Genomic DNA, 13,070 nt, shown 5'->3' with positions numbered 1-13,070 from the left:
CGTAACAATTAAGAGTAATTCTTTCGGTAAAACCAATTGTTCATAAAGGTTGTTTGTTTATCTATTCGTGAAATTAATATTGGTAATAACGCTGCGTTATTAGGTATAGACGTAAGTTAACTTTCAGTTAATAAAATATGATGAATTTTGAACGAATATAGTGGTAAAAGTGTTTTTATTATGCTTATATTACCAAGTTGGTTAACAATGAAGCGTAAAAATAAAATAATTTGGTAATAACGCACTGGGTATTTGGTAAATCACACATAACACCTGCTAAATACTAAACCACACAATTAAGGAGAATAGAGCCATGATGAAATTAAAACATTTTGCATTATGTGCTGTTGCAGCTGCCATTATAGGTTGTGACACGGATTCAAATAATAATAACAACACATTGGGCTCTATTGCTCTATCAGGCACAGCGTTAACGGGCGAAACATTGTCGACCAGCGTGAATGATGCCGATGGTATTTCTGGCGAAGTAAGCTACTACTGGTACGCCGACGGACAAGTTATAAGTGGCGCTAATGACGCAACTTTTACATTAACAGATGAGCAAATTGGTTTTGCAATTACAGCACAAGCACTTTATACAGATGACAGCGGTGTTAATGAGTCACATTTAAGTGAGCCCACCGATGAAGTGTCAGCTATTCCTTTTGCGGCCACGGTAGAAATTAACGGTGATGCAATTATAGGTAATGAACTAAGTGCTAATGTAGCGGATGAAAATGGTTTTGATCCGGCGCTTGTAGCATATACATGGTTTGCAGATGATGTTGAAATTGCCGATGAAACCCTAGCAACCTATACTATTACCGAATCGCAACTAGGTAAAGTTATAACCGTAAATGCAGCATTTGAAGATAACAGAGGCTTTGCAGAGTCAGCTACATCAACTGCCACAGCGCCAGTAGAGCGTGCAAATTCAGAAGGGTCGGTGGCTATTGTTGGCACACCTACGGTGGGTAATACACTTACAGCCGAAATAACAGATGAAGATGGCGCAAGCGGCACAATTACTTACCAATGGTTTGCAGATGAGGTTGCAATTAGTGGTGCCACGCAAAGCACTTACGTTGTAGATGAGTCATTATTAGGGCAATTTATTACCGTGCAGGTTACCTACACGGACGATCACGGTTTTACTGAAGACAACCTTTCTGAGGCAACCATTGCTGTTTCTGCAGAGGCTGTAGATGAAGCGGGTAGTATCACCATCTCAGGGGCTACGCCTTATTTAGTGACTAGCGAATTAACCGCTGAAATTAGCGATAACAACGGCGTAGATGAGCAAAACGTTACCTACACTTGGCTTGCTGATGGCGTAGCAATTGCCGACACCAACAACAAAACATTTACGCCAACTAATCAAGCTGGTGCGATTATATCGGTCACTGCGAGTTATACCGATAACGATGGCTTTTCAAGCACAATTACCGGTGCCGCCGATACAGTAGTGTACACGCAAGTGATAAGCGATGCGGGTGCGCTATTAGGTGCTATTAATGCAGGGCTTGGTGATGGCGATGTGCTTGGTTTAAATACCGGTGTATATGCCGATCTTGATGCCATTTTGCTAACTAGCGCAGCAACACTTAAAGCTGTTGAAGGACAAAGCCCGGTAATTAGTGGCGAGCTTTGTATTCATGTAGCCAGTGGGGTTGATGGCGCGGGTATTGAAGGACTCACATTTAAAAATATTGATACTAAATCGGGTGGCTTTTGTGAAACCGAAGAAGATGCCGTTATTTATTCTGAGGGTGACAACTTCACCTTTACACAAAATACTATCGATGGTGAAGCAGAGACGTTAAATAATTCTACCTACCATTGGTTAATGCTTAAAGGCGACGCCGCAATGGTTGAGCGTAATACCTTTGCCAACCGCGATAAAGCAGAAAATGGTTCGGTGATAAAAATGTCTTCATCGAGCACTAACCACGTTATTCAATATAACCTTTTCACAGGTACCAGCAGCAACCCAAATTTTGGTAACTCTAGCCTGCACTTAATTAACGCAGGGAGTACAACAGGTACAGGCTCTGCTGATGATGCAAACTTTACTATTCAATATAACCGAGTAGAAAACTTTGTTACAGGCCGACGCTTAATGCGCGTACAAACCTCTGGCGCGACGATTAAAGGCAATACCATTTTAAATCCTAATGGCGGTATTTCGCTTGAAGATGGTGGATTTAATACGGTATCAGACAACATTATTATTCGTACCACTGATATTGCAAGTTCAAGCGATCGTCCTGCTGGCGTGCTAATTACGCCTTTAGGTCACACTGTAAGCAATAATTACATCGCTGGTATTCGCTCAGGTAATAAAGAAGCCGGTGGTATTGTATTTACCGCTAACCCATTTTCACAAGCTGATGGCGGGGTGCCAAATGGAGGTAACCAAGCTGTGCTTGATGGCGCAGGCGACTTTACCCTTAATGTGACAAACAATACGGTACTTAACTCACAGCAACCATTTGTATTTAGTACAGAAATAGGTTCAAAGGCACCTGTTGGAGATTGTGATGAGCTTACCGCAGAAAATGCACCTGTACTGTATGGTTTAACTAAAAATGCGTTTGAAATTAACTTCAACGGTAATTTAAATGCTAATGGGGTGGGCGATCAAACTGATGAAGACACCATTGAAAGCAGCGCGCTTGTTTATGGTTTCTTTTACCCTAACGAGCTGTCGAGCGATCACTCTTTTGAATACGACTGTGACCTAATTAACCATACTGAATCACTGTTCTCTAACAGCTTTGGCTTTAGTGACAGTTATGAGTCGGGCGATGCGAGCGACCTTTGGGTTGATATTAGAAACGTAAATGGCAATGGTGAATACGACACCGATGGCGCTATTGACCAAAACCCAGAAGCAAATGGTAAAGAAATCCCAGAGTTTGTCACTGCTACAAGTACGCTGCTTGAGACTGACTCAAATGGAGCACAAGCCTTAGCAGGTGCAAGAAACTTATACTACATCCAAAGCACTGATGTAGGTGCAGGTTCTACGTGGGTGGCACAAGATGAATAAGCCCACACTGTACATTATTAATATTTATAAAAATAGCAAACTACGCACAACACACACAATGATAAAGGAGAACGCGGCATGTCGTTAAAAATGGATCGAAGACGTCAACATTCTACAAACAGCTCTGTTTGTAATCATTTTGCACTTTCACCTGCTGCTAAGTTAATTAGAGCTAGTTTACTTGCAGGTATGGCAGGCTCATTGTCATTTAATGCTTTTGCTCAGCAAGAAGCCCAAGAAAAAGTGACTGAAGTAGAGCAAGATGTAGAAATCATCAGCGTTACAGGTACTCGTAGAACCATACAAGATCAAATTGCAATTAAGCGTGAGGCAACAACGGTTGTCGATGGTTTATCTGCAGAAGATATTGGTGATTTACCCGCGCTGTCAATTGGTGAAGCGCTTGAGTCGATTACCGGTGCCGCATCTCACCGTGAAAACGGGGGCGCTACCGAAATCACCATTCGTGGTTTAGGCCCATTTTTAAGCGCAACCCATATTAATGGCCGTGAAGCTACCAATGGTAGTGGTGACCGCTCGGTTAACTTTTCGCAGTTTCCATCAGAGCTTGTAAAAAAGGTCGCTATTTACAAAACCCAAGATGCTTCAATGATTGAAGGTGGCGTAGCCGGTGTGATTGCACTTGAAACGATTGCCCCGCTAGATTACGGCAAGCAACGCGTACAAGGCGAAGTCAAACTAAATTACAATCCAGATGAAAGTAATGTAGAAAACTCACTGCAAAGTGATACAGGCTATCGTGGTACGTTTAGTTATGTTGACCAATTTGAGTTTGCCGATGGCCAAGCAGTGGGTGTGTCTTTTGGTGTGCAGCGCAAAGATATTAGCCAACCAGAAGCAGAGTACAGAAGCTCAAGCCCATCGGGCTCTTCACTTTGGGCATGTTTAAATGACCCAACTAATACGAATGAAGGCTTTTACAGAAGCAGCGCAGGTGATTGTGAAGACCAAGTAAATGGCAGTAACAATCAAGGTTATCAAACAAACATCGACCCAGAAACAGGCAAAGCCGAAAGCGATGGCACTCCATACGCATGGACAGGTAGTAGCCGCAGCTATCGTCAAAATGAAACCTCAGATGAGCGTGATGCAGTATTTATTGCAATGCAATATCAGCCGTCGTCTGAGTGGGATGTTAATTTTGATGCACAAATCTCTGACAGAACACAAAGAGAAGCACGCCACGATTTAATTTTTTTACAAAAACGCGCAACACCTGGTTTAACAGGCCCAACGCTTGTTACTAACGATGTAGGCGGAATTTTACATTGGGAAGGTGAAGAACGTATTGAATCGGCAGGCGAGCAATTCTCACGTGAAGAAAACTACCAAGGTTATGGTATTAATATTGAGCACACGGTAACCGACCGCCTTACTGTAAATCTTGATTTAGCGTATTCAAAAACTGAGCGTGAAGAGCTACAAATTTCTAACCGTGGTAGAACCGCCGACCGTAATTTGTTTAGCTGGGATATGGGCGATGAAATTCCTCACTTCACGTTAACGGACTTTGATGTAACTGATATTTCTAACTTTACAGATAGCTTACGTACACGTTTAGACCGTGAAAACGTTCGCGAAAACGTAGTTAAATCGGCGCGTATTGATTTTGACTACGCGTTAGAGGGCGATATATTTACCAGTATTGAAGGGGGGTATTAGAGCCTCAGAACTAAGCTTTATACAGTTTGGTGGTAGCCAAGGTAATGGGTCTCGTACTGAGTATACTATAGGCGATGACTCAGCATTGGAGATACTTCAGGGCTGTCAAATTGACTTCCCAGAATCTGATTTTTTATCTAGCGTATCGGATGGCAACTTAGTAACAAATGTAGATAGTAGCGGTAATGTAATAAGCTCTGGGACAGGTTCTTCGTGGGCGACCTACGATAACGTATGTTTCTCTCAAGCTGTAGCGGCTACAGACGCTGATTATACAGGTGAATTTGGTTACCCTGATGTTGAGTACGAAAATGCCGGTACCATAGATGTTACTGAAAAAACCACCTCAGTGTACTTAATGGCAAACTACGACACCGAAGTATTTGGTAAGTTTATTCGTGGTAACTTCGGCCTGCGTATTGTTGATACTGATGTAACCTCGGTAGGCTTTAGAACAAATTACACTGTAGATGTAGATGAAACTACAGGCGCTGTAACCCTCGATGTAGGGGATTCACTAGAAAGAACCGAAAGCGGCGGTGGTTATACTAAATATTTACCAAGCTTTAACTTAGTAGTTGATTACAGTGAAGACATTTTACTACGTGCGGGTATTTACCGTGGTATGTCACGTGCTGACCCATCTGATTTAGGCTATGATCGCGACTTTGTAACAGACGATCAATCTGTTGCGCTATCGCTTTCTGACTTATTAACCGTAGATGGTTCAGGTAACCCTGATACTCAACCATTAATGTCATGGAACTACGACTTAGCCTTTGAATGGTACCCTAATGAAGATTCTATTTTAGCACTAAGCCTATACTACAAACAGTTCCAAGGTGGCTTCCAGCAACAAACTGTAATTGAAGACTATGTGGTTGGCGGTGAAACGGTATCATTACCAGTGACAAATTCGGTAACAACCGATAATGATAGCGATATACTGGGTTTAGAAGCATCGTTCTCGTACCGTTGGGATAATGGTATTGGTGTAAAATTTGGCTATAACTTTGCAGATACTGACTTTGAGTTTGAAGATAGCTTATATGGCGATACATACGTTACCGACCTAGATGGCAATACTACTCAATTAACTGCCGGTATTATTGAACCTGGTTCGGTGCCGGGGTTCTCAGAGCATGTATTTAGCAGCCAACTGTATTACCAAATTGGTGACTTTGATACGGCCATTATTTATAAATACCGTAGTGAATACTTCCAACCATATACCAGTAATGGTACCCGCTTACGTTATGTTGATGCCGTAGGTGTATGGGAAATGCGTGCATCGTATAAAATTAACGAGCACTTTAGAGTTAAAGCTGAAGCCATTAACTTGTTTAGCGCACCTAAGTCACAAGACTTCTTTGTGGAAGATAACCTAGGTGAAGTAAACGATTACGGCCCACGTTTATTCTTAGGAATGAGCTTTAAGCTATAACACAATAACCAGTGATCCCCACTTTAAAGCCCAATTAGCGTATGCCGCTAATTGGGTTTTTTTGTATGTGTGTGGGCTATTAAACCTAAGCTTTTTGAATCGCGGCGTACTCTCTTAACTAAATCTTGGCTAAACCTTTTTACCTAAAGCGCAGCATTACTAAACTCAGTGTTAGTAACGCTGCGTTATTGGCAGCGAATTAGTTAGCCAAAAGTCTACTATCTTTATCTTGGTTGACCAATTAATTCGGTAAAAGCGGCTAAATATAAAAATAACGCGGTATATATAAAAAAAATATATCGAGGAGATTGAGGAGGTTTTAATCTATTTTTGTGTGTTATTTAACCTTGATTGAGATTTAAAAGCACATTGAATACAAGTGGTTATATTATGGTCAGTAATAAAAGTATTTTTGTCATGCCGAATTGGCTTTTATTGGTAATGACTGTTTTTGCTTTTTTTACAAAAAATGGTTTACCAATAGGTTGACCTTTGGTGCTTTTGCTGTAAATATTAAGTTAACCATTTAGACAAATGGTAAGGCGTTTAATAAAAAATATATAGCGAGTTACACATAGCACTGACACACACAGGAAAAACTATGAATCACAAGTTATCAAAAATTACGCTAGCAGTTATATCTGCCACAGCATTAAACCTTTCTATGTCCACACACGCACAGGAAGCCAAGCCAATTGCAGAAGATGATGTAGAGATCATCGAAGTATCTGGCATTCGTCAATCACTTACTAATGCACTTGCTGAAAAACGCTCTGCAGATAGCCTAGTTGAAATTATTCAGTCAGAAGATATTGGTAAATTACCCGATCAAAACCTCGCTGAAGTATTAGAAAACGTAACGGGTATTCAAATTACACGTCAAGCGGGTGTAGGCACAGGTGTACAAATTCGTGGTACCGATGCTAACCGTACCGAAATTAATGGTGTATCAACGGTGGGCTCAGGCTCTGGTCGAAGTGGTATTAGCTTTGAAGATGTATCAGCGTCAATTATTTCAAGTTTAGAGGTAATAAAGTCGCCTGAAGCGAAAACAATAGAGGGCTCTGTAGGCGGTACTATTAACCTTAAAACGATTCGCCCACTGCATTTAGGTGAGCAGCTAGCCACTATTAGAGTGCAAGGTGAGCACAGTAGCTTAAGCACTGATAGCGGTTTGCAACCACGTTTTTCGGGAACTTTTGCTGATAACTGGGAAGGTGATTACGGTAAATTTGGTGTGTTAGTGAGCGGCAGCTACGCAGAGCAAGATGTAACGGCGTTTCGCCCACGTGCAGATAGAGATAACATTATCACTGCAGATAGCGGTGTAGCCAGCGCTCAGTCTTTTGACTTTTTACCGATTCAATTTTCTGTACAAGATTACGATAACTACGAATACGAAACTAAAAACTTTGTAGGTACCATTGAATGGGCGCCAAACGACAACACAAAGTTTTATTTTGATGCTGTGGTTAACGATCAAGAACGTCGCCAAGAAAGCTCTCGTGTACAGGCTTCTGGTGTAAGTGCGCTTAATGATATTTCGGTTCCTGATGAATTTGAAACCATAAACTTAGGCTCACTTGGCGGTACCAACCTTGGGTCTATTCAAGCGGCCTTACGCGGTGTCATTCCGGTTAATTTAGAAAACGATGATGACGATCCTAACCTTCGTTTTTCAAGTGATACAAACTCGCGTGTTACCGACAGTAATATTTTTAGACTCGGTGGCGAATGGCAAGGCGATAAGTGGTTTGTTAGTGCTGAAATTGCATCATCATCTTCAGATACAACTACGCCTAGCTTTAATACAACGCTTAACTTTATTAACCCTAATGTGCCGTTAGATGCTGGTGGCGGTAATGATAATAGTGTGCCGTTTGAGTATGACTTATCAGGTGGCGCATTGGCATTTGGTATTGCAGAGGGTGCAGAGTACGCGCCAACGGTTGAACAACTACTAGACCCTGCAAATGTAGTGCTACGTGATGTAAATATTGGTCAAGATACGGTTGAAAACTCTGAAGATGCGTTCCGTATTGATTCAACCTATTACACAGACTCAATTGTAACCTCTATTGATTTTGGTTACCGCTACAGTAAATCACAAAGCAAACAAAACGAAATTACCTCAAGCATTGGTTTAAGAACCATGGCTGATAGCCCAACAGGTGATTTATTTGCCGACTTATTAGTGGCAGGCCCAGATAACTTTAACGAAGCTGATGGCCGCTCGTTATACATAGGCGACTTTTTATTAATTGATCCAGAGCTTGTGGCGTCAGACCCTGATGCGGTACTTGCCACATTACAAGCAGCGATGACTGCGCATGGTTCAAGCAAAACATTAAATGCACCTACTTCAAGTTCTGCAGGTTTTTTTGATATAGAAGAAATCACCCATGCGCTATATGCACAAGCTAACTTTGAGTACGAAATGGTACGCGGTAATATTGGCGTACGTTACATTCAAACAGACGTAGAGTCTACCGGTAACTCGGTTACTCAAGATGGTAGTGGTAATGAACTGGTAACGCGTATTACCAATGAATCAGACTATGACTTTATTTTACCTCGTTTAAACCTTGTGGCTGATGTATCGGAAGATGTACTTGTGCGCTTTGGTGTAGGTAAAGATATTCGTCGTCCTGATTATAACGACTTATCAACGTCTATTACCTACAGCACAAGTCCAAATGACGAAGTTGAATTTGGTAACCCAGCACTGAAACCTGAAGAAGTACTGTCTTACGATTTATCGGCAGAGTGGTATTTTGCAGAGGCAAGTGTATTTAGCGTAGGTATTTTTCATAAAACACGTAAAGACTTACACGTAAATCAGTTAACCTCGCCAGTTGAAGACCCTGTAACAGGGTATCGCGACTTAACAGACCCATGTGAAGGTGGCGGTATATTTAACCCCATTGCAGATATAAATGTATTTGGCCCTGAGAATGGCCGTGGCGTATGTGTTGGCACAGAAACAAAAGTAAACGATAGTGGTGAAACTACCCAAAAAGGGATTGAGTTTGCCTTTCAATATGACCTATCAGGCTTTGAAAAAGACCTAGGGTGGGCATCTGGCTTTGGTGTATTAGCTAACTATACAATTCAAGAGTTCTCAGGTGGTGAAACCGAAAACTCAGCAACCTCAAGAGCAAGTAATGTATTTGCAGCAACCACCGGTACGCCAGGTATTGAAGTAAGTGAAATTCAAGGCTTACTTAACCTTTCTGAAAACGCGTATAACTTTACGCTGTACTACGAAAAATTTGGCCTATCAGCACGTATGCGTTACACGTGGCGTGAAGGGTATCGTTCAAATGACTTTGGTAGTACGTCTAGCTTCCCTTGGGGTTTCCCAGTGGTACAAGAAGACCGTGGCCAGCTTAATGCAAGTATTAGTTACGATGTGAACGAGCAACTTAATATTGGCTTAGAGGCAGTAAATATTACTGAATCTGAAATTAGCCAATCATGTGTAAACGAAAGCGCACTATTGTGTTTCCAAGGTTTAACTGACCGTCGTATTACACTGGGTGCAAGTTACCGTTTTTAAAAAGTATGTTGAGAGTGTGTAGCCTTTGAACGGGCACTAAAAAGCAAGCCACATGGCTTGCTTTTTTTTTACCTAAAATTAGCCGCAGTTAGGTGGTTAATAATGGGCCGTGGTTCTTTGTGTTGGGGGGAAAAATGCACCTGTTTGCAAAAATAAAGTGTGTGTTGTATTACTTGTTGGTTGTAGCGCATTCCCGTGTGGCTTACATCAAGGGTAATAAAATCACGCATATTAGTAGGGCGTGTTGGTATTTGATGGTTGAATTTGCAGCAGTGTGTTTGGTTTTTAGGCAAGGCAGAGCCTGTGAAGTGTGGTTATTCCCCATAAATAGGCGATAACGCTGCATAAATGCCAAACATGCGCTGCCCTTTGGGTTCTGCCTAGGGGCGATAAACTCTTTGTTGCCTACATGGATGTAGGTAAGGGGCGTGAGCAGGACGCGGAAGCTTTACTTGGTTTTTACTTAGCCCACTAGGTTACAAACCTCGCGCCGCGATTTAATCGCCCCTAGATTGAACAAATTTCAATCCGCAAAAATCAACACGCCCTCAGTTTGGTTGATTCTACAGACACCAAGCCATCGTTTTTACCTTTAAAATAATGCTGTGTCAGGGTGGATGCTTTAGCACCGGCTATTACGCCTAAATCAATGTCCAGCTCATTTATGGTGTTGCCCAAACTCTTACTGCCTGTAATTAAAGATTGGCTTACACCGCCGGCTATATGCATTAACCATGAACCATTTAAATGATTAGCTAATTCGCTGCCTTTGTTAGGCGTGCCAATTAACACGACATTTCCAAGTGTATTACCATTAAATACCCGAGGGTTATTTTGCAAGTAGGCTCTAATAACTAAGCCACCTAGGGAGTGCCCTACAAAATGTACTTTACTCGCGTTAGCAATACAGGCATTAATTTGTGTGGTTGTTTGCGTAAACACAGCCTCAACACTTTGCCCTAAAGAGGCGTAATTTAGGCTGCATACCTTATAATGTGCACGTTTAAGCTGCTGGGCAAAATATCGCATTGCCCAATCGCTTCTGCCTAACCCATGGGCAAGTACTACCAGCTCATCATTAGGTTTATACTGCACAGGGAGGTTATTGGTACTTTTACAACCGGTTAGGAAAAGTAAAAATATTAGGCCGATTACTAATGGTTTTTTCATTACTTTTACACCCTACACACGTTCGCTATTAGCAATTATATTGTCCATTTAAAAGCAGTGTGCTGCTCAGTAACCGCCCATAATTTGCTAAGTAAACGTTGCTCTAAAGCAAACGGCTCAAGTTTGCATATTCCTACGGGGCCGCTCCAATTCCATCTTCCTGATGGGCCATAATACGCACGTTGTTTTAGGTTATGCTCGGTGGCACACATAACCTCAGGGTATGCACCTTGCTCTGCCGATTGTGCTAAGCCCATTTTTACTATTAATGACCAGGTAAATCGGGTTGCAAAGTTAACATTATCGCCAATAAGAGAGGTATTAGCTGCACCTGGGTGACACACAAACACCTGCACATTTTTATTGGCGGCGGCTATTTTATTTTGCAGCTCATAAGCAAACATCATTTGTGCAAGCTTACTGTGGCAGTAGGTTTTATTTGGGTGGTAGTTTTTATTCCAATTCATGTCATCAAATTGAATCGTTTTAAGCCCCATTTTGTAGCCTTCACTGGCCACTACAACAATACGCCCGCTAGATTGCTCTATTTTGTTAAAAAGTAAACCACACAGTAAAAAGTGCCCATAGTGGTTAACCCCTAACTGACTTTCAAAGCCGTCTTTAGTAAATTGCTGAGTCGCGACCTGCGCAATAGCACCGTTACAAATAAGTGCATCTATGTGTGGCACAGTTTGTAATACCTCATTGGCTGCATGGCGCACAGAGGCAAGCTCTGCTAGGTCCATTTTTATAAAGCTCACATCGGTATTATTGCCAAACTCCTGTTTTAACTTAGCAATAGCTTCATCTGATTTTAAAGGGTTACGATTGAGCATAACTACTTTTGCGCCTTTAGCGAGTAATAGTCGGGTTGCTTCAAAGCCTGCGCCTGTATTTGCTCCCGTTATTAGATAGCATTTACCAACTAAAGAACAGAGTTGGTCGGGAGTCCAGCCAGAAGGGCCAAATGGGTTAGTTGCGCTCATTAGTTAAATTCCTATCAATAGTTAAGTATAAATATGCAGTACAGGGCTATGCGCATTGTTCCACATTGCTTGTTAGGTAATATAACTCTCGCTACCAGGTGTAACTAGGCGATATCCTCTTTAAAATATGCCTATTTGTATCGCTGCATTGAGAATGTGTATTTACGGTGCTAGATTGGATTTATTCTATATTTAAAAGGTATGGGTGAATGAGCAAACACCACATTAAGCAACTTATACAAAATAGCCTGTCTTTTAACGATGTAAACAACGATGAAAATTATACCCTAGGGCTAATAGAAACGGGTATTAAAGGTGTTCAGTTGTTTAAAGTAACGCATGCTATGCGCTGTGCACCTGCGGTATACGAGCCGTGTATTGTTGCTATAGTCAGTGGCGCTAAAGAAGCCATACTCGATGGTAAGCATTTTATATACGATGAAAATAATTATATGTGCTGCCCTATGTCTATGCCGGTAGAAGCGGGTACACCCACGGCTTCACCTGAGAACCCCTTGCTAGGCGTTATTGTATCGCTAGATACAAAAGTGATGACCGAATTATCTATTACCATGGCTGCACAAGGTGTAAAAAAACACGCATCAGGCCCCAAAACGCAAGGGCTTACACTCGCAGCATGGGATGACTCATTTACCGATTCATTACTACGATTGCTGCAACTTGTAGGCAACCCTGTAGATATTGCAGTTTTAGGCGAAGGGCGACTGCGAGAATTATATTACGCCATATTAAACGGACAGGCTGGTAGTAGTGTGCACCAAGCCTTTGGCGTAGGAAACGACATAGCACGCTCAATTGATTATTTGGCATCTCGATTAGATGAAACCATAACCATAGACGATATGGCAGCAAAAATTGGTGTAAGTAGGGCAGTTTTGCATCGAAAATTTAAGGATGCGACCAGTATGTCGCCGATTCAATTTGTTAAATCTATGCGCTTAAATACCGCTGCGATGAAAATTGCAGCGGGTATGAACGTAAGTTCGGCGGCCATGTCGGTAGGCTATGTTAGCTCATCACAATTTAGCCGAGAATTTAAACGTATGTATGGGCAATCGCCAAAGCAGTGGAGCCAAGCAAAGGAGTTACCTCAGGAGCTTGTTGAGCAATCGATTGCTCAAACAGTTGATCAATCAACCAGCCTGAGGGATTGAT

At 41.9% G+C, this 13,070-nt stretch carries 5 protein-coding genes and 1 pseudogene; 4 read left to right on the top strand and 2 right to left on the bottom strand.

What is annotated here, in order from left to right:
* Positions 1-316 precede the first annotated feature (316 nt).
* The 3 genes and pseudogenes from VOI46_RS10615 (at position 317) to VOI46_RS10605 (ending at position 9,738) form a co-directional block, all read left to right on the top strand.
* Positions 317-3,052: a poly(beta-D-mannuronate) lyase gene (locus VOI46_RS10615; protein ID WP_039972535.1), complete on the top strand. Its 2,736-nt coding sequence runs from the start codon at positions 317-319 to the stop codon at positions 3,050-3,052.
* A 90-nt stretch (positions 3,053-3,142) separates the two neighbouring features.
* Positions 3,143-6,179 (top strand): annotated as a pseudogene (locus VOI46_RS10610) (TonB-dependent receptor).
* A 601-nt stretch (positions 6,180-6,780) separates the two neighbouring features.
* Positions 6,781-9,738 carry a TonB-dependent receptor gene (locus VOI46_RS10605; RefSeq protein ID WP_004589508.1) on the top strand — a complete coding sequence of 986 codons (2,958 nt, stop codon included), beginning with the start codon at positions 6,781-6,783 and terminating at the stop codon, positions 9,736-9,738.
* A 537-nt stretch (positions 9,739-10,275) separates the two neighbouring features.
* Here the strand turns inward: VOI46_RS10605 and VOI46_RS10600 are convergent.
* Positions 10,276-10,908, bottom strand: coding sequence for an alpha/beta fold hydrolase (locus VOI46_RS10600; protein ID WP_004589232.1), 633 nt, complete (start codon positions 10,906-10,908; stop codon positions 10,276-10,278).
* A 35-nt stretch (positions 10,909-10,943) separates the two neighbouring features.
* The gene (locus tag VOI46_RS10595; protein ID WP_004589233.1) at positions 10,944-11,894 is read right to left on the bottom strand and encodes an SDR family oxidoreductase; all 951 of its coding nucleotides are present in this window, start codon (positions 11,892-11,894) and stop codon (positions 10,944-10,946) included.
* 209 nt (positions 11,895-12,103) lie between these two features.
* On the opposite strand from VOI46_RS10595, the gene VOI46_RS10590 reads away from it, so the two are divergent.
* Positions 12,104-13,069: an AraC family transcriptional regulator gene (locus VOI46_RS10590; protein ID WP_004589234.1), complete on the top strand. Its 966-nt coding sequence runs from the start codon at positions 12,104-12,106 to the stop codon at positions 13,067-13,069.
* Position 13,070: the final 1 nt, after the last annotated feature.

The organism is Pseudoalteromonas sp. CuT4-3, assembly GCF_035666335.1.
Taxonomy (GTDB): Bacteria; Pseudomonadota; Gammaproteobacteria; order Enterobacterales; family Alteromonadaceae; genus Pseudoalteromonas; species Pseudoalteromonas atlantica.
The sequence above is the reverse complement of the archived record's forward strand: the minus strand, read 5'-3'. Positions and strand labels throughout refer to the sequence as shown.

Coding starts and splice junctions, on each gene's coding strand:
- VOI46_RS10605 (WP_004589508.1), top strand. CDS start 6,781: ATGAATCACAAGTTATCAAAAATTACGCTAGCAGTTATATCTGCCACA.
- VOI46_RS10595 (WP_004589233.1), bottom strand. CDS start 11,894: ATGAGCGCAACTAACCCATTTGGCCCTTCTGGCTGGACTCCCGACCAA.
- VOI46_RS10615 (WP_039972535.1), top strand. CDS start 317: ATGAAATTAAAACATTTTGCATTATGTGCTGTTGCAGCTGCCATTATA.
- VOI46_RS10590 (WP_004589234.1), top strand. CDS start 12,104: ATGAGCAAACACCACATTAAGCAACTTATACAAAATAGCCTGTCTTTT.
- VOI46_RS10600 (WP_004589232.1), bottom strand. CDS start 10,908: ATGAAAAAACCATTAGTAATCGGCCTAATATTTTTACTTTTCCTAACC.